21 protein-coding genes are annotated in these 17,527 nt (G+C 40.8%); 3 read left to right on the forward strand and 18 right to left on the reverse strand.

All coding sequences use genetic code 11. From position 1 onward, the window contains the following. Positions 1–39: 39 nt before the first annotated feature. The 10 genes from ACFQV5_RS10800 to ACFQV5_RS10845 all read right to left on the reverse strand — a co-directional run bounded on the left by ACFQV5_RS10800 (position 40) and on the right by ACFQV5_RS10845 (position 8,375). Positions 40–1,317, reverse strand: a complete 1,278-nt coding sequence (locus ACFQV5_RS10800; protein WP_379246543.1) for a class II aldolase/adducin family protein — start codon at positions 1,315–1,317, stop codon at positions 40–42. A gap of 227 nt (positions 1,318–1,544) precedes the next feature. Continuing rightward, positions 1,545–1,835, reverse strand: coding sequence for a DUF4176 domain-containing protein (locus ACFQV5_RS10805; protein WP_379246545.1), 291 nt, complete (start codon positions 1,833–1,835; stop codon positions 1,545–1,547). A 6-nt stretch (positions 1,836–1,841) separates the two neighbouring features. Continuing rightward, a complete protein-coding gene (locus ACFQV5_RS10810) occupies positions 1,842–2,042 on the reverse strand; it encodes a hypothetical protein (RefSeq protein WP_379246547.1) in 201 nt (66 codons plus the stop codon). A gap of 30 nt (positions 2,043–2,072) precedes the next feature. Next, positions 2,073–2,924 (reverse strand): WXG100 family type VII secretion target, encoded by an 852-nt coding sequence (locus tag ACFQV5_RS10815; protein WP_379246549.1) that lies wholly within the window; start codon positions 2,922–2,924, stop codon positions 2,073–2,075. Positions 2,925–3,198: 274 nt separating this feature from the next. After that, positions 3,199–3,531, reverse strand: coding sequence for an LSm family protein (locus ACFQV5_RS10820; RefSeq protein WP_379246551.1), 333 nt, complete (start codon positions 3,529–3,531; stop codon positions 3,199–3,201). A gap of 108 nt (positions 3,532–3,639) precedes the next feature. Then, positions 3,640–4,206: a peroxiredoxin family protein gene (locus ACFQV5_RS10825; RefSeq protein WP_379246553.1), complete on the reverse strand. Its 567-nt coding sequence runs from the start codon at positions 4,204–4,206 to the stop codon at positions 3,640–3,642. 33 nt (positions 4,207–4,239) lie between these two features. After that, the gene (locus ACFQV5_RS10830; protein WP_379246555.1) at positions 4,240–4,914 is read right to left on the reverse strand and encodes a hypothetical protein; all 675 of its coding nucleotides are present in this window, start codon (positions 4,912–4,914) and stop codon (positions 4,240–4,242) included. Positions 4,915–5,585: 671 nt separating this feature from the next. Next, entirely contained in the window at positions 5,586–6,341 is a 756-nt protein-coding gene (locus ACFQV5_RS10835; RefSeq protein WP_379246557.1) for a class I SAM-dependent methyltransferase, read from the reverse strand. A gap of 31 nt (positions 6,342–6,372) precedes the next feature. Then, positions 6,373–7,227: a hypothetical protein gene (locus tag ACFQV5_RS10840; RefSeq protein WP_379246559.1), complete on the reverse strand. Its 855-nt coding sequence runs from the start codon at positions 7,225–7,227 to the stop codon at positions 6,373–6,375. 245 nt (positions 7,228–7,472) lie between these two features. Continuing rightward, positions 7,473–8,375, reverse strand: coding sequence for an SDR family oxidoreductase (locus ACFQV5_RS10845; protein ID WP_379246561.1), 903 nt, complete (start codon positions 8,373–8,375; stop codon positions 7,473–7,475). Between the two features lie 132 nt (positions 8,376–8,507). On the opposite strand from ACFQV5_RS10845, the gene ACFQV5_RS10850 reads away from it, so the two are divergent. After that, on the forward strand, positions 8,508–9,470 hold the full coding sequence (locus tag ACFQV5_RS10850; RefSeq protein WP_379246993.1) for a helix-turn-helix transcriptional regulator: 963 nt from the start codon (positions 8,508–8,510) through the stop codon (positions 9,468–9,470). A gap of 33 nt (positions 9,471–9,503) precedes the next feature. After that, positions 9,504–10,172, forward strand: coding sequence for a pentapeptide repeat-containing protein (locus tag ACFQV5_RS10855; protein WP_379246563.1), 669 nt, complete (start codon positions 9,504–9,506; stop codon positions 10,170–10,172). Positions 10,173–10,278: 106 nt separating this feature from the next. Here the strand turns inward: ACFQV5_RS10855 and ACFQV5_RS10860 are convergent, their stop codons facing one another. The 6 genes from ACFQV5_RS10860 to ACFQV5_RS10885 all read right to left on the reverse strand — a co-directional run bounded on the left by ACFQV5_RS10860 (position 10,279) and on the right by ACFQV5_RS10885 (position 14,793). Beyond that, on the reverse strand, positions 10,279–11,427 hold the full coding sequence (locus tag ACFQV5_RS10860) for a hypothetical protein (protein ID WP_379246565.1): 1,149 nt from the start codon (positions 11,425–11,427) through the stop codon (positions 10,279–10,281). Further along, positions 11,427–11,999 (reverse strand): RNA polymerase sigma factor, encoded by a 573-nt coding sequence (locus ACFQV5_RS10865; RefSeq protein ID WP_379246567.1) that lies wholly within the window; start codon positions 11,997–11,999, stop codon positions 11,427–11,429. The genes ACFQV5_RS10860 and ACFQV5_RS10865 overlap by 1 nt, the downstream gene beginning before the upstream one ends. Before the next feature lie 161 nt (positions 12,000–12,160). Beyond that, the gene (locus tag ACFQV5_RS10870) at positions 12,161–12,364 is read right to left on the reverse strand and encodes a hypothetical protein (protein ID WP_379246569.1); all 204 of its coding nucleotides are present in this window, start codon (positions 12,362–12,364) and stop codon (positions 12,161–12,163) included. A gap of 141 nt (positions 12,365–12,505) precedes the next feature. Further along, positions 12,506–13,252, reverse strand: coding sequence for an amino acid ABC transporter ATP-binding protein (locus tag ACFQV5_RS10875; protein WP_379246571.1), 747 nt, complete (start codon positions 13,250–13,252; stop codon positions 12,506–12,508). Positions 13,253–13,267: 15 nt separating this feature from the next. Continuing rightward, on the reverse strand, positions 13,268–13,927 hold the full coding sequence (locus tag ACFQV5_RS10880; RefSeq protein ID WP_379246573.1) for an amino acid ABC transporter permease: 660 nt from the start codon (positions 13,925–13,927) through the stop codon (positions 13,268–13,270). A gap of 89 nt (positions 13,928–14,016) precedes the next feature. Then, entirely contained in the window at positions 14,017–14,793 is a 777-nt protein-coding gene (locus ACFQV5_RS10885) for an amino acid ABC transporter substrate-binding protein (RefSeq protein ID WP_379246575.1), read from the reverse strand. 297 nt (positions 14,794–15,090) lie between these two features. On the opposite strand from ACFQV5_RS10885, the gene ACFQV5_RS10890 reads away from it, so the two are divergent. Next, positions 15,091–15,744 carry a hypothetical protein gene (locus ACFQV5_RS10890; RefSeq protein WP_379246577.1) on the forward strand — a complete coding sequence of 218 codons (654 nt, stop codon included), beginning with the start codon at positions 15,091–15,093 and terminating at the stop codon, positions 15,742–15,744. 53 nt (positions 15,745–15,797) lie between these two features. Here ACFQV5_RS10890 and ACFQV5_RS10895 read toward each other — a convergent pair whose 3' ends face one another. Both ACFQV5_RS10895 and ACFQV5_RS10900 read right to left on the reverse strand, forming a co-directional pair. Then, a complete protein-coding gene (locus ACFQV5_RS10895; RefSeq protein WP_379246579.1) occupies positions 15,798–16,295 on the reverse strand; it encodes a hypothetical protein in 498 nt (165 codons plus the stop codon). A 286-nt stretch (positions 16,296–16,581) separates the two neighbouring features. Next, a complete protein-coding gene (locus ACFQV5_RS10900) occupies positions 16,582–17,511 on the reverse strand; it encodes a manganese-dependent inorganic pyrophosphatase (protein ID WP_379246581.1) in 930 nt (309 codons plus the stop codon). Positions 17,512–17,527: the final 16 nt, after the last annotated feature.

Consider the following 17,527-nt stretch of genomic DNA (forward strand, 5'->3'; position numbering starts at 1 on the left):
TAATTTTAATCTTATTCAATTATTTTGTTTCAAATATGCCTAATCCAAGTTAAAGGCTACTTTAAGATCTTCAATCTTTGCATCATCGATATGCTGTACCTGACCTAATACGAATGTATCTATAAATGCTTTGGCGCTGTATTCTGCTACTTCAAGCCTATCAAACGCATTAAGCAAAGATGAACCTGTCACGATAACGCAGTCATTTTCGGCTATTGCTAGCGGTGTGTTTTTCTTGAAGTATGCTGCGGCTTCTTCAGCTTGATGGACAACCATACCAAATGGAAGCTTTGGCATATCTCTAAGCAAAATATAACTTTCTGGAATAGTACGTGAGTCAAAGTCTGTATCAGTCACAGCAAATGCCATAATGTTCGGCGGATGTGCAATAATAATTGATTTGACATGCGGTTGTGTTTTATAGATTAGATCATGAAATTGAACCGAACGGCTTGGGATTTTACCTGCCTCATGTCGGCCCTCTTGAACACGAACCAAGTCACTTGGCTGTAAATACTTCCGATCATCTCCATAAGGAGTAATCACAAAAGATCCATCTGACATACGCTGAGAGAAAGTTCCTTGAGTGCTGGTGAATAAGCTCTGATCATACGCTCTCGATATAAGCAAGCACATTTCTCTCCGTATTTCACGTTCCTCCGTCGTGTAACTCTCTGCTTGAAACTCCTCCATTGTCACCTGCGGTTTATCTCTATTAACTGCTTTCAGCGTAATCGGGGTACCGATCCGATTCGCATTAATCTGGAGTCTTGCACAGAATTCCAATGTTTCAAATGCCCTGAAAGCTTCAAACAAATTGGTACCGCCTACAACAACACCATGATTCTCGAGCATCACGCTGTTAATGCCTTTCCCAAATACGGCAGCTATATTCTCACCAAGCTTTTCACTTCCTGGGAGCGCATATTCTGCAATTCCTACTTCACCAACAATAAGTTCCTCGTTGGGAAGGAGTTTTGTGTTCGGAATTTTTCTTACAATACTAAATGATACTAACGCTGGCGGATGTGCATGTACAACGGCCTTTAAATCAGGACGTGTAGTATAAATCAAACGATGAAATGGATACTCACTTGAAGGTTTATGATGACCTGAAACGCTTCCATCTGCTTTAACACATACGATGTCGCTTCTGGTTAATGCTCCCTTATCAACTCCAGCAGGCGTGATCCAAATATCCCCATTCTCATCCTTAATGGATAAATTACCTCCCGATGTCGTCGTCATTCCATAACCATAAATCCGTTCCATCATCATCAATAATTGATCTGCTGGGTGAAGCAATGCCGTTTGCATATTATCCGCCTCCAAATAACAAACATTTTCAATTATCTTCAACGTTTGTTTTCTTTTGTTTTTCTTTCTTTGAGTTTACTTCACATAAAACCATTAGGCAATGATTTATCACACGTATTAAACTAATAAAAAACTGTCCCTTAAACAGAATCATCTGTTTAAGAGACAGCCTACTCATACCTAATAAGGAACTACGGTGTATTATAGGGTGGATACATTCACTAGAATTAGCGAGCCTGCTCCGTTTTTGCAATTCCTTCAATTAATGCATCACGAAATGAAATCTCCTCATCATTTATGTATCCTTTAAATACCAGTTCAGTTATATCCTTATGGTTAAAAAAGATATTTGAATCCTTCGTTAAGTTCCCATGAGGATAAAAGCATGCAACATAGTCCCATCTCTTGAGAGTCTTAGAATCATTCTGCATTCTGCCATAGATCATTAACGTTTGATCCCAGTCTTTAAATTTCACGACCGATCCGATCGGTAATAATTCTTTTTGTATGGGTTCCAAGTACAATCATCCTTTCATCATTTTCTTTCCAACAAAATATACGGCCGTAACGACGAGCGGGATACAGATAAGGAAGGTAATACTAACAACCGCTTTCTCCGCTGTCGTTGAACTGGAATCCAGTAGGTTCGGAATAATAGAGCCTAGAACACCAACGATGGCAATGGCGATCATAATCTGCTTAAACCTGGTCTGTTTATCGCTCAAACTTCATACTCCTCTCTGTATAAACAATGCTCACTCTATTGTTACACTGCCACCAACACCAACTAGACTCGCACCCGGTCCGAGTGGAATATGGAATTTCACTCCACTCTTCCCAATCTCAGCTGATCCACCAACTACACCAAGAGAAGCAGATCCGCCAATATTCAGTTCTTTATCCGTGAAAGGCAATGGGATTTTCACTCCGCCTTCGTATTTATTGAGCGTAGCTTCCGCTCCAACACTTAAATTGCCGTCTTTTATTGCTGCCTCTACTTCTGCCTTACCCACGCTAACGGAACCCTCTACATAATCATTGGAGTATCCACCTTCTACGATGGTAGCTTCCGCGTGCGCTCCAGAGGTCAGACCGGCTCCAGCTTCACCAGAAATCGCTTTTACATAGAGTCCATTCTCTTCATGTTCAACCACACTGCCACTGACCTCAACACCATCAATCATTTTATCCATCAAGCTTTTATTATCCTTTACCTTCGCTGTATCCAGAGCTCCTGCAGCACCCGCAGCTCCTGCTCCGGCTGCTATAACTCCAGCACCTGCTCCAGCAAAAAACCCACTACTCGATATCGATGCCCCTGCAGCAGAACCCGTGATGGATTCATCGGTACTTTTAAATTTCACAGAAATCTGTTTAAGTTCTGTTGACACCGTATGTAAGCATTCTACAAATTTATTCATAGTGACCCGCGCCTGCTGGTATTCTCCGTAAAACCTTTCACGGGTTATTCCTTCCCATTGCCCCTCCATTTGCTGTATACACTGTTGAAGTCGCTGGACAATCTGGCTGCTCTGCTGACCAGACTGAGCAAATTGTTGTGATACCAGATCGATTTTCTCAGGCGTAACCAAAATACGATTAGACATACAAAAACGCTCCTTCTCTTTATTATCCTAAATATTACGAAATTTAGGATGCAGACTTCGACTAATAAACTATTAACCACACTTTGAATTGTTGTAACCACATTTTTCTATTTTAAATTTTAGACAACAAAATTCACAATGAATCTTTAGATTCAATTCAGGAATGAGTCACCTATTAGGGGTCGGTCTATAGTCTCAAATTCGTATATCAAGTTATTTTTATAGTAAAAAAAGCAGCTCTAGATCAGAGCTGCTGAATAATTGATATTGTTTTTTATATAAATGCGAATGGTATTAGGAACAACAACGCTATAGACGCCCACGCCAATGCGGCTCCTGGATATCCAAAACCATACCCGTATCCGTATCCTGGACCAAAAGCAGAGGTTTCTGCTTTCTTTATCATTGAGTTTATCTGTTTCTTAGCCTTAGCTGGCTTAGTCGACAATATAAAAGCACTCGGATATCCTTCTTCAAACTCCAGTCCTCTTTCACTTACGCCTTTAAGGGTTCCTGTTATATGTCTACCATCATGGAGTACCGCACAAACCTGACGACCAATATAAGGCTTACATGTATCTACTGAAAGTGGATAAATGTTATGCACCGTTCATCCTCCTCACCCATCGAATTGATTCATTCTATTCCACTAGGTGAGTTCCTGACAGATATAAATGTCTACTTTTTACAGATTACTTTATGTATATGAACAGCGTTAACGAGATTTCTCATAGGCTTTGATCATGATGTTATGATCAATAGCTCCCTGAAATCGGTCTGTAATGATCCCTTGTGAATTCAGTACATATGTTGTAGGGTATGCAATGATTTGATACTCATCCGTCACCTGTCCTTTGTGATCATACACCGTCGGAAAAGTAACACCTACCTCATTAAGAAATGCTTCCACATCATCTGAGTTTTTCTCCAAATGTGTCATATTTACCGCCAATACAACCGTATTCTTATCCTTGTATTCCTCATAAAAATCCTGCATATAAGGCATTTCGATTTTACAAGGGGGGCACCAAGAGGCCCAGAAATTCAGCAAAACCGTCTGTCCACGATAATCCGAAAGGTTCACCAACTGTCCATCAGACGTTTGAAGCGTAAACTCAGGCGCCCTGTTTCCAACCTTAAGTCCTTCCGGGATCGATAGATCAACATCTCTATTACCATTGTCCTCTGATACCTGATTAGCATCTTTCTTGTTGACATAATCGTATATGCCCCAGGAAACCAAGCCTAGTAATATCAAAATAGCAATCCAGTTTTTTCTCATAGACATTGCCTCCCTCACATTGTTAAAGATCATTCATCCGTTTTTGTGTTGTTGGGGTTTGCCAATGATCATATCCACAATCAAGACGGCAATGGCTATAATGCCGAAGGCAATCTGTACAGCAGAAAATCCTGCCACGACAGCGTATCGGTCCTGGTCAAAAAAAGGAATGAATACAGAGCCGATGCTGTACCACAAAATAAATGACCCGAATACGCGAATGGATGCATCGTATTTCATCCAAACCCATACAGAAAAGAATCCATGGAACAGTATGTACATAACGCCAATCATACCCAACGCATCATCCAATAGCCATAATAAGATGTATTTTATAAAGCTTGTGGTTACAAAAGCTAATAGCGATGCCTTCGCTAAGGGAATGACCCACGACCGTTTCTTGTTCAATCGAATCCCAATATATAACAAGGCTAACGCGGTACCAAGCAGTATTCCTTTATCGCCACCTGTAAAATACAGCAGTGATAATGGATTTTGAATCGTTCGTACGGGATCAAATATGATAATACTAAATTTCCATACAACAAATCCGATGATCAATGCGTTAACATAAGTATCCATAATCCAGCCTGATTCTTCCCGGCCACGAAGACGCATTTTAAGAACAATGAAACCAGTGATAGCGGATATTAGAAACACCAAAATGTCTGCCCGGATAACCAGTGGACCTAAAGCTATGGCACTCAAATAATTCCCTCCTTAACGCAGCACTCATCTTACTATTTGTTATCACCCCAAATTACCCATAGGGGTATATATTGTATCTTAGATAGATTCTTAGAACATGTCAACAAACATCTTCATTATCTTTTTCCCGAGAGAACATATCAACTTCTACGTTTGAAGTAAGTAATCGTTCCACTCTGTTAATTTATTCAAAATAGGATTGTGATAGCAGTAGACCATTGTTTTAAATTGCCTATTATTGTTTTAAACTGATATAACACCTTTTAACAGAAAGGGATGGATTAGTGGTGAATAATAGGGGAAAAATGCTATCTATATGTCTGTCATTACTATTTCCGGGAATGGGGCTTATCTACAATCGTCGCTGGTTCACAGGCATTTTGTTTGGATGTATACATATCCTCTTGTCGTTTTTCTTATTGAGATACTTCGTTAACTATTTGGCTTATCATGTTACTGTTGCAGATGGTGTGATGGGTGATGCACCTATGGTGTTTGGGGTTTTAATGATAGGAATACTACTTAACTTGCTTATAAGTACTCTCCTAAGCTCCCAGAGTGCTCAGGAATAGGTAAGAAAAGGGCCCTCTGAATTTCGGAAGGCCCTCTTGGTCTTTCGCATAAGTTGTCTGCGGTTCGTCAGCACTAACGCATCACCGCATTCATTCTTATCATTTTATCGCTTCAAATGTATACATATGTTCGGAACTGCTAGGTTCTTGACCGTACTTATAATTCTCAGAAACAGTGATTTGACGGAATCCAATCTTCTCCAGCAGCAGTTCAAATTCATAGCGTCCATACCAGCTTAGTGGAAATCTCTGAAGTTCCGATTGAAGCAGTCGGCCTTCCTTCCACTTTTCATATTTTAACAACGATACCATCCGCTGCTCAAGCAAATTAACCTCAATCCGTTTCTCTTCAAGTGTAAGGACTTCTCCGGCTTCATTATCCCATGTCCTTGTCGAGACAGATTTCGTATCGAAATCATTGGGAAGGAATAAATCTAATATTATCCTTCCTCCAACAGCTAGATGATTATATATATTTTGAAGTGCTGCGATGGCTATTTCTCGACCTTCAAGCAGTTGAAAAGAACCCGCAGGTATAATTATGGCATCATACTGTTTCTCTTCTAATTGAAAATTATGCATTTCCGTCTTATACAGCAGCGGTGATAATCCAAGCTCATTACATCTGCTACGACATGACTCTAACATTTCCTCAGAATTGTCTAGTCCCTCCACCAGATAACCCGCTTGTACCAAAGGAATGAGCACACGTCCCGAGCCGCAGCCGACTTCCAGTACTTTTCCCTGAATATCTTTTAAACGTTCCTTATAATATTCCACATCGCCAAAAGAAAACCCTAATGGCTTACTAAGATCATAGACTTCTGTACAAAGACTTCCATAATATTCGTGCACGTTATCTCAATCCTTTACAATTTAATAGATCTTACAAGTTAACCTTCTGTAGTACCATCCACCACTTCGGATCAAAACCTGGCAACTCTATTTCCTGCAGCCCGAGATTCGCCTCACCAATCCATTCTCTAGCAAGCTCAATATAGTTACTGTGGAACTCAGAGCTGTAGCCCATGCTTTCATAACCAGCGTATGTACAGTTATCAAAAATAAAGTACCCATCTTCTTTAAGCAACTTCATGCAAGTTTCAATAATATGAATGAACTCATCGTAAGCTGCACTCTTAAGTTCTCTTCGGTTATGATAAGCCATTACCGCCTGCAGCATCTGTGGTTCTGCCGTCCACCAATCTACCTGAATGGTATCGATCCCTTCGCGCTGAGCAATAATGGTCTGTATAATATCATTCATCGCGTGGTGAAATACGACGACATCCATAGATCCTTGTCCACAGTAATTCAATATATTTACACCATCATCCTCAATAACCTGAATTTCAATATCTAACACTGAAGCTTTTTCCTTGAAGCCACGAGATAAATTTGTGTTGAGATTGGCCGTAACGTATTTTGCTCCTAGTTCAGCGTGAGCGTTCAGTGCTTTAGGAATAAAAATAGTGTCGCCTGCAGCGATTTCGAAGAGTTTAGCATCCTTAGGAACGTTTAAGGTTTCCAGTAGATATACATAGGAGGAAGTGTAATAAAACTCGATTAATTCTGAATCGGTATGGTCTCTTAATATAATGGGGAAATTTATTATACCGTCTAATTTCTCCTGTAGTGCCTCATCAGACAAACTTGTAAGCATACCTATCGTTTCAGCAGAAAACCCTTGTATAAGCTGTTCTATCTGGCTGCGATACCTATGAGATTCCATACGGTTCATTCCTGTCACTCTCCCTCTACTTGGATACACGGTAACATTAGAGTGTGATCATATCGATATGTTCCTGACCGTGATTCGGATATTCACAATTCCATATTCGGACTTAATATACCATACTATTCCAAATGATATAAGCTTCATGATTATCATTTCAGAAACCGCAAAAAAACAACCTGTCTGGATTAAATCCAAACAGGTTGATGCTAAACCTCTTTTATTATATGAAACAATCACTTTGATGATGGTCACTCCATACCAAGTTGATCCTTAGTCATTAAACCATGCTTCAGCGCATAGTTCCCCCAATGTGGCTTTCTTCCATCCACGTCGATAAATCCATATTCGTCGGATAATCTCCAGCTACTAAGAGATTTGCCCGATTTTGAAAAAACCTCTGGATCTGCAGCAAGTGCCGCCACCGCTTGTCCCACAAAATATGGAGTTTCGGATTCTATATAATGCGGTTCCTTCTCCACAGCATCGCGCCAGTTCTCTTCCGCCACCCCATAATACTCGAGCATCTGTTCAGATCGTAGAAAGCCTGGCGTTACAGCCACAGCGGTTATATTGAATGGGCGAAGATCTTCCGCCATAGCGGTAGCTAAGTGAATTGGAGATATTTTAGCCAAACTGTAATATAACTGTCCTCGGTAACTGTACCCGACACCATCTGTCATTTCTATAATGATTCCCTGCTTACGTCTTATCATGAGAGGGGCACCGTAATAGCTCGTAATGAGATGTGCACGGACAGATCGTTCTTGTAGCAGCAAACCATCTGTAAGCGAATGTTCCCAAAATGGGACTCCCCATTGTACATATTGCTCACCACCCCATATATCATTAACAAGAATGTCCAGCTGTCCATTTTGCTCTTCATCCACACGTTTAAATAGCGCTTCAACTTCATGCTCTTGCGTATGATCAACCCGAACCGGAATACCCACACCTCCACGTGCAGTGACCATTTCAGCTGTTTCTTCGATCGTCTCAGGACGGTTAAGATCTGAACGGCCCTCTCTTGTGCTCCTTCCCGTACAATAAACAGTAGCTCCCGCAGCGCCTAACATTACAGCTATACCACGTCCTGCTCCTCTTGTTGCGCCCGCCACGACCGCTACTTTTCCTGTTAAAGGTTTCGTATCCATACTTATATTCCTCCTGTTTCATCATAATAAACAAATCGATGTAATCAGTGTAGCAAACCATATATGACATCCTTTGTCTTATTTCCATGTTAAAATTACTATAATATCTTGTTTAAGTGAGGGGTGAACATCATCAAAGCTGACCGACTTCTGTCTATTCTTCTAATCTTACAGAACCAAGGCAAAATGACCTCGCGTAATCTCGCTGAAAAGCTTGAAGTATCGGAAAGAACAATTAATCGCGATATGGAGGCACTAAGTGCCGCAGGTATCCCCGTTTATGCAGAACGCGGACTACACGGAGGATGGCGTCTATCCGATCAATACCAGACCAAATTGACAGGTATGAAGAAAGAAGAGCTGATGTCGCTGCTCCTCTCTAATCAGGACCATCTGCTGATGGATTTAGGGATCCGGCAGCATTATGAATCTGCTTTTCAGAAATTATTAGCCTCCTCTCCGGATTCCATCCGTAAAGATGCCGAAATCGTAAGATCACGTATTCATATCGACGGAGCAGGCTGGAGCCCATCTCATGATTCCGTATCGTGGTTAAATACGGTACAAGAGGCGGTGTGGAGCGAACGAAAACTGACAATTCAGTACCAACGCGAGGATAAAATCGTCGAACGAATCATACATCCTCTCGGACTAATCGCTAAACGGAATGTATGGTATGTAGTCGCTGAAACTGACGGCGATCTACGCACTTACCGGATATCCCGATTTCTGGACGCCAAAATACTCGAAGAAACTTTCGAGAGACCAACTGACTTTGATTTAGCGAAGTGCTGGGAATCATCTATTAACGAGTTCAAGCAGAACTTACCACGTTATCCTGCTACGATATTTATCGAGGAATCAAGGTTATCCAGACTTGAGCGTGAGCGCTATGTTGGAATCATGAACAAGTCGCCCTATAAACCTAATTGGCTAATAGCAGAAGTGCAGTTTGATACGCTGGAGTCAGCCTGTGAGATTATTTTGTCCCACGGTCCCGCTATTCGCGTCCACAGCCCAGAAGAACTTAAAGAGCGAGTACTGAACCAGGCACAACAAATTGCCGCACAATATGAAACCGTTAATGAAGAATAGACCTAATTCGATGAAATGAACGGAGGAATCTGAGTGTCACAGACTTCAAGCCCGACCCCCAAGAGTATCAAAATTGCACCACCCAAAATTCCTAAATCACTTGATTCCATCTTATTGTCAGATATCGGGATCGAGGATGAAGCTAGCTTTAGGCAGGTTGTCATTCAAGACGAACAAGTTTCTTATCTGAATGCAAATAAAGTACTTTTTGATCAGACGGTGTTTAATAACGTTACTTTTGAACATGTTTCTCTCAAGCATGTGGAACTGACAGACGTTGTATTTAACCACTGTGACTTATCCAATATTGATTTAAGTGAGGCCATCATTCACAGGACGCAGTTTAATCATTGCAAAATACTTGGTATGGATCTCACCGCAGCAACAATTCGAAATGCAGTCTTTCATCATTGTGGTGGAGAGTACGCTACTATGCGTTTTGCAAATTTAAAGCAAGTGTCCTTTCGTTCGTCTTCACTAGTCAAATCGGATTTCTATCATTCCGAATTATCCAAAGTTGAGTTTGATGAGACCAATATCGATCAAGCACAGTTCTCAGGCACAAAATTAGCTGGAATCGATCTAAGCAAAACAGAGTTTCATAATTTAGGCTGTACCTTAGAGGATCTACAGGGTTGTATTATTTCACCATCACAAGCCATTCTATTCACCAAAATATTCGGCTTAGTTGTTAAGGAGTAACCCCCTGTCACTTCGCGTTATAGGCAAAAAGAAGACAAGCTACTGTCCCATCAAGAGCAGAAGCTTGTCTTCTTTTATCGTCTATTGAACACTAAACCGATTTACTTCAATCCTCATAAATATGTTTAATGATACTATAAACATATTTATGAGCATTATAAGCCACCTCGATCGAAGGCTCGCCTTCCTTTACAAATAGGTAACTACCTGGGTTTTTCTTGTCAACAGTCACGCTGTAACTCGTAACATCTATCCCTAATATATTATTAATTAAAGGGGCTGCTTGTTCCTTAACCGTATTTTCATCCTTGACATAAGTGCTGCTCTGGGCAGTTCCTCCTAAAGACCAATCACTAACCTGAACGATTTCTTTTTGATTGAGTTCGTAATAGACAGTGGCATCTTCACCATAATGCAGTTCAAGAACATGATGACCAAGGCTGAAATAATTAATTTCGAACGATTCCGTTAATGGAGGAATCTCTTCTTGACCGCGAAGCTTTTTGAGTGCTGTATCCGCTGCTTGTTTCGCTTCTAATGGTACATCATCAATGCTCTTAGATAACCATACCGACTCCATTTCACCATTGGAAAAATCAACTTTGGCATCCTCACTCTTAAGTGATGTAAGAACAGTGTTCTGAGTATCGCTATCCATTTTATACAGTACATGGCGTCCTACGGAGTAATCAAATTGTCCTTTGTAACCGAGCTTTTCCAATTCAATTTCTGCTTTATCCTCAAATGAAGCTACAGATTCTTTAGGCAAGTCCGCAGTGGAAATGGTTCGAACCAATTCGTTTGAAGCTATGTCTATCCATAAATTCGCAAAATCATCGCCTTCGCCACGGAAAGTCAGAAGCATTTGATTGTCATCCAGCTTCTCACTACTTTCGAACTTCATTTCTTTACCTACCACTTTATGCATTGCTGATCTGGCTGTGTTCCATACAGCATCAGTCACACCGTTTGGAGGAACGTCTGTCAGAATGGTCTGCGCCTGATATGTTGGATTTGTGTTGACTAATTCTGAATTCCATAACCAACCCGCTGCCACTAAAGCTAATATTGCCACTGCAGTGTATCCCCAATACATTCTTTTACGGTTGCCATTCGTATATCTAGACCTAGATGAGGATGATTTACGTTCTTGAATTTTCACCATGACTGCATGCTTATGATTAGCTGTAAACCCTTTTTTCTCAAACGGTCCTTCTTTAGCCTTTTCATACCACTCTGGTCTTGTTTCATTCATCACTCCAACCCCCTCAGCTTTTCCTGAACTTTTTTTCTAGCTCTGTAAAGTCTCGATTTTACTGTTCCTCCTGCAATTCCCATTAATTCACTAATCTCCGCAACGGACATATCGAACTTCAAATCTAGAACCAGCACCTCGCGCAACTTGTCAGGCAGCTTCATAATGACATCCCATATTTCATTAACATGTTCACGGGCTAAGTATTCGCTCTCTGCAGAAGCAGCATTTGAACGTTGATCCATTAACGTCTGTGAATCCTGCAAATGAAATAATTCCATTAAGCTCCTGGAACGAAAATAACGCGACTTTCGGTATGTAAATGTCGTGTTTCTAGTGATTGTAAGAAGCCAAGTTTTTAAAGTACTTCTTCCTTTAAAACTCCCAATACTCTTGTAGCATTTAATGAATACCTCCTGCGAAATATCATCGGCCATCTCGGTATCCTTTGTTAAAAAATAAGCATAATTCCACACATCCGTTCCATACTGATCCATCACTTCTTCTAATGATAGATTGTCCATCTCCGTTGTATACTGTAAATAATTCAAATCTACATCCAATTCATTCACCTCAAACAATAAGACTACAATATTCTGTACCCGGTTCCCTTCTCACGAAAAAATCCGAATAATAAAAAAAGCAGTCTGGACGAATGAGTTAATTTACTCATACTCAGCTGTCCTGACGCTTATTATATCAAGTTTATATACAGTTATTTTTTCACCCTGTTTTATTCTAACTTCTCAGGAATTTCCTCCATACTTATGTCTCTATCTTCAATTACTTGTCGCTTAGGGACATTCGTAATCCCTTCAGATTGCTGCACCCAATGTTCGATATTACGGTATAATTCAGCGTATGACTGCTCCAGCACCTCTTCAGGAATATGTTCTGCACTTACAAATACATCCGGCTCCTGTTCTTCCATAAACAAATATCGCACCTCCTGAACATTCAAAATAAATGTAACCCTTCCGCCTGCCACGCATCATTAATATTGATGATGACCCCTAATTTTATACTCAAATAAAAAAACGAAAGCATAGCATTGAACATGCCATTACTTTCGTTTTTATTAATGCAAAACCCTGTTCAAAAAAGCGCGGGTTCGTTCCACTTTCGGACGATTGAATATTTGTTCGGGTGTACCGGACTCGATGACTTCTCCGTTATCCATAAAGATAACACGGTCAGCCACATCTCTTGCAAAGCCCATCTCATGCGTTACAATGAGCATCGTCATATTTTCTTCGGCAATCTGCTTGATGACCTGCAGCACCTCTCCTGTTAGCTCTGGATCCAAAGCTGAGGTAGGCTCATCAAACAGTAAAATATCAGGGTTCATCATAAGCGCCCGCGCTATAGCTACACGCTGCTTCTGCCCACCAGAGAGCTTGCCTGGATGTACGTCAGCCTTGTCTGCAAGGCCTACCTTCTTTAGCAACTCAGCACTTTTTTGACGTACGAGCTCTTCTGATTCCCCTTTAACATATTTCGGTGCCAGTTCAAGATTCTTCGCTACAGTCAGATGAGGAAATAGATTGAAGTGCTGAAACACCATTCCCATACGTGCCGTGATTTGTTTGAGCTTTTTATTGCTGGGATACACACCACTCTGGACAAGGAACTCATCCTGTATCCGAATCGTCCCGTCATTCACTTCTTCTAAATGAACAAGACTGCGCAACATCGTGCTCTTCCCTGATCCTGAGGGGCCTATGATTGCGATAACCTCACCTTTATTAACTTCAAAGGATACATTTTTCAGTACATCTAAATCGCCGAATGATTTTTTTAAGTTAGAAACTTCGATGATAGCCATTTCTTCGACAGTCCTTTATTCAAATTTGAACTTTCGTTCAAGATACTTAAACAATAACGTCAATACTAAAGTCATAAGTAAAAAGATAATCCCCGCTACAAAGAAAGGTAGCAACTTAAAATCCCGATTAACAGCCGTTTGAGCAAAGTGTAATATTTCCGGAACTGCCACCGCATATAAAAGCGCCGTATCTTTCACTAACGTTATCGACTCATTGGCTACGGACGGAAGGGCAACACGGAACATCTGCGGCAAAATAACTCGCGTTGTCGTCTGCCAGCGACTTAACCCTAGCACCTGAGATGCTTCATACTGGCCTTTATCAATAGCGAGTAAGCCTCCACGAAAAATCTCAGCAAAGTAAGCCGCATAGTTCAGCACAAACGCCAGACTGGCTGCTACAAAACGGTCCATTACTAAGTACTCACCTATAACAGGTAAGATTGGCAGTCCATATACAAAAAACAGGAGCTGCAGCAACAACGGTGTTCCTCGCATGACGTAAATATAAGTATTCGCGAACCATACGAGCGGCTTAATCGCGCTATTTACCATTAATGTAAAACAAAAGCCTAAAGGAATGGAAGCAAGAATGGCGATAATAAACAGCAATATCGTCTTTTGTGCTCCCTCCAACATCGGAATCGTGATGTCAATTAGATAATTTATGTCCATAATTTCATGCTCCCATAAGAAAAACATTTAGTGGCATGGCTTCAAAAAGACAGTCCACATTTTTTTAGATGATATGCTCGTGCCTTACTTTATTTCAGAACTTTGTCTTCACCAAACCACTTCGTGGATATTTCAGCCGATGTCCCATCTGAGTTGAGGGCGTCCAAAGCTGTCTGAAGCTCTTTCAGGAGATCTTCTCTTCCCTTCTTGACTCCGATGCCGTACTCTTCCGGAGCAAGTGAATCCTCCAGCAATTTATAAGTACCTTCTTCTTTCGCCATGTAGTAATTAATAACAACTTCATCAATAATAACTGCATCCACACGGCCATTCTTCAAGTCACTTAGTGCGAGTACATTGTCGGCAAATTCAGTAACACTTTTAATTTGAGATTTGATCTCATTCGCATCGAGTGCGTCAGCAGCAGAAGAAAGACCCTGAAGACCTACGTTCTTGCCTGCTAAATCGCTGATTTTATGGATATCAGAATCCGCCTTAACTGCGACGACCTGACTGTTCTTTAAGTATGGTTTTGAGAACAACACTTTCTCTACACGATCTTCTGTAATGGTGTAGCCATTCCAGATCAGATCAATCCGGCCACTCATTAACTCCGATTCTTTAGTCTTCCAATCAATCGGTTGAAACTTCACTTTATAACCCATCTTCTCAACAGTAGCACGTGCATAATCAATATCGAATCCGACGATTTCATTCTTCTCGTCACGGAATCCCATTGGCGCAAATTTATCATCAATGCCAACGATCAACTCTTTTTCACCACTCGCTGATTTGTCAGCGGTGGAACACCCGATGACCGATAATAATAGCAGTATGCTCATCATAAATAACAACGTCTTTCTCATCCCAATGTCCCCCTATGCGGTTGACTGATTCAACAAAATAACCAGCCTTCTCTTTTTCGCTTTACCACGTTATCAGGGTTCCATGATACCACATTAGAAGACAGAAGTCGACGTAATTCAACACCGTAGCTTTGGTAACTTTTATATTTTCAGCAAAAATTAAGGATGATTTCAGATTAACCGGAAACACTGATGGATAGAAACATGAACAACAATGAGAGGCGGTAGACTGATTTGAGAATGAATAATCTATGGTTCAAAAGGCTCCTAATCCTCACTTTGACCTTCACAATCTCCATGTCATGCTACGGAGTATCCCATGCGGATGAAGCAAATAAGGATAACGGTACAATAAGGGAAAAACATTCCCACCACGGAAGCGGAATGCTTAAGGAACTCGCAACATATCTCAAACTTGATCCAAAGACAATGAATGACAAACTTCAGACAGAATCACTTGCCGATATAGCAAAAGAGCAAGGCATCGATCGAACTGAGCTGAAGGCTAAAGTGATAGAAATGATGAAGGCTCGTGTAGCTGACAAACCTGCACCATTGGGAAAAACAATGGACTTCTCCGCAGCAGCGGACAAACTGATCGATAACAAAGGCGGTTGGCATCACTCACCTAAACGGCGCCATGGCCGACTGGTTCATGCTGATGAATTGGCTGCAATTTTGAAAGTAACACCCGATCAGCTTAAAGAATATCTTCATTCAGGCAAAACGCTGGCCAATATCGCGAATGAGAATGGTGTCAGTGTTAAGTCTGTAATCGATCAACAAGTTAAAGCGATCACAGACCATTTAGACCACCGACTGGCAGAAGGAAAGCTCTCACAAGAGCAGTATGCGGAGCGTAAAGCGAAGGTTAAAGAGTTCGTAACAGATTTTGTTTACGGTCGAAATTCGAAAACGAAGAAGGAAACAACAAGTAGTTCTCAACAGTAATACGTCCAATGACAAAAAGACGATCTGCTTCTTAGCAGATCGTCTTAATCAATTTATGGAGTATACTGTTGGATGATCTTAACGACTGTTCCATCTTCAACGGTAACATGGTAAGGAAACCATTTCATATCGATAATATCATCTTTATTAAATACAGATACGAATTTATTCAGGCTAACCGCTTGATTCCAAAAAATCTGAGCGTCTTCTACACGTCCTGTATGGTCATATAACTGCAATTGTACCTCAGCGTCATCAGCAACCTTCAGCACTACCTGTTCTTCTGTATCGTTCACAATGTAATAACCATCCGGTGCTTCCGTCATTTCAGGATCCTGCTCACGTTCACGAAATACTTCGTTCGCTTCTTCTCCTTCATACCACTCAATCGGATCAACATTCAGATATACATTGCCATCTTTTATTTCTATAGAATGAATGAACACAGCTTCTTGATTAGATGCTTTTACTACAGGCGTATATTCTTCATTACCTGAGGCTACTCCAATGCTCGTCATCATAACCATTACCATCAACAATACTGTCGTCATTTTCCAAACCGATTTTTTCATAACTAATCATCGCTCCCTTATGTATTGAGTGGAGAACGGACATCTATATAATAATTACCCTCATAGATGGATCTTAAAACCATTTCATTAGGTATACATTACTTTCTTTGTCGTTCTTATATTTCTATTATAGAAAGATCGTTAACAAAAAGGGTTTCAAATCGTCTTTAAATCATTACAATAATTCAACCTTCAGCATGCAAAAAACCCGCATATCACACAATTGTGTAACAAACGGGTTTAATAAACTGCTATTTTCTATATATTACTTGTTAAATGATTCAGTCAAAACAGGAACGATCTGCGACTTACGGGATACAACACCCTTCAAGAACGCTTGATTATTATTCAAAGTTACATTATAAGCCTTCTCTACTGCTTGTGCTTCTTGACCAAGTGCAAGAGCGATGGAATCATTGTTCAGGATATCCGTTACAACAAACACGAATAGGTCTAATTTTTTCTCGTCAATAATAGCAGAAATAGCTTCTTCTAATTCAGCTTGACGGGAAAGAACATCATTCGTATCTACCGCATTCACCTGAGCGATCTCTACCTTTGCACCACCCATTTGGAATTCTTTAGCGTCGAGAGAAATTAGTTGAGCAATGGATTTATCGCTTAGATCCGCTCCAGCTTTCAGCATGTCCAATCCGTAAGCATCAGCATCAACACCAGCAATTTCAGCCAGTTCACGTGCTGCTGCTACATCTTCTTCTGTGCAGGTAGGAGACTTAAACAACAAGGAATCCGAAATGATTGCAGACAACATCAAACCTGCGATCTCTTTACGAATAGCCACGCCTTTTTCCTTATAAATCTTGTTCAGGATCGTAGCTGTGCATCCAACCGGCTCAGCTCGATAATATAATGGATGGCTTGTCTCAAAGTTAGCAATACGGTGATGGTCAATAACTTCCACTACACGAACTTGATCAATGTCACTCGCACTTTGCTGACGTTCATTATGGTCAACCAAAATAACGTCTTTTGCTTCATTAGCAACGCTCTCAACAAAGCGTGGAGCATCAACTTTAAAGTATTCAAGTGCAAAACGGGTTTCGCCGTTGATATCACCCAGGCGAACAGCTTCAGCTTGAAGACCCAGTTCTTTCTTAAGTTCAGCGTACGCAATTGCTGAACAAATTGTATCCGTATCCGGATTTTTGTGTCCAAAAATTAAAGTTTTTTCCATAATAAATACCCTCCGT

The sequence above is a fragment of the Paenibacillus sp. GCM10028914 genome, from assembly GCF_042666275.1.
Classification (GTDB): domain Bacteria; phylum Bacillota; class Bacilli; order Paenibacillales; family Paenibacillaceae; genus Paenibacillus_AQ.

What these genes read in the sequence shown, in the direction of transcription:
- ACFQV5_RS10800 (WP_379246543.1), bottom strand. Translation starts at nt 1,317, where the DNA reads ATGCAAACGGCATTGCTTCACCCAGCAGATCAATTATTGATGATGATG.
- ACFQV5_RS10815 (WP_379246549.1), bottom strand. Translation starts at nt 2,924, where the DNA reads ATGTCTAATCGTATTTTGGTTACGCCTGAGAAAATCGATCTGGTATCA.
- ACFQV5_RS10825 (WP_379246553.1), bottom strand. Translation starts at nt 4,206, where the DNA reads ATGAGAAAAAACTGGATTGCTATTTTGATATTACTAGGCTTGGTTTCC.
- ACFQV5_RS10840 (WP_379246559.1), bottom strand. Translation starts at nt 7,227, where the DNA reads ATGAACCGTATGGAATCTCATAGGTATCGCAGCCAGATAGAACAGCTT.
- ACFQV5_RS10845 (WP_379246561.1), bottom strand. Translation starts at nt 8,375, where the DNA reads ATGGATACGAAACCTTTAACAGGAAAAGTAGCGGTCGTGGCGGGCGCA.
- ACFQV5_RS10860 (WP_379246565.1), bottom strand. Translation starts at nt 11,427, where the DNA reads ATGAATGAAACAAGACCAGAGTGGTATGAAAAGGCTAAAGAAGGACCG.
- ACFQV5_RS10875 (WP_379246571.1), bottom strand. Translation starts at nt 13,252, where the DNA reads ATGGCTATCATCGAAGTTTCTAACTTAAAAAAATCATTCGGCGATTTA.
- ACFQV5_RS10880 (WP_379246573.1), bottom strand. Translation starts at nt 13,927, where the DNA reads ATGGACATAAATTATCTAATTGACATCACGATTCCGATGTTGGAGGGA.
- ACFQV5_RS10885 (WP_379246575.1), bottom strand. Translation starts at nt 14,793, where the DNA reads ATGAGAAAGACGTTGTTATTTATGATGAGCATACTGCTATTATTATCG.
- ACFQV5_RS10890 (WP_379246577.1), top strand. Translation starts at nt 15,091, where the DNA reads ATGTCATGCTACGGAGTATCCCATGCGGATGAAGCAAATAAGGATAAC.
- ACFQV5_RS10895 (WP_379246579.1), bottom strand. Translation starts at nt 16,295, where the DNA reads ATGACGACAGTATTGTTGATGGTAATGGTTATGATGACGAGCATTGGA.
- ACFQV5_RS10900 (WP_379246581.1), bottom strand. Translation starts at nt 17,511, where the DNA reads ATGGAAAAAACTTTAATTTTTGGACACAAAAATCCGGATACGGATACA.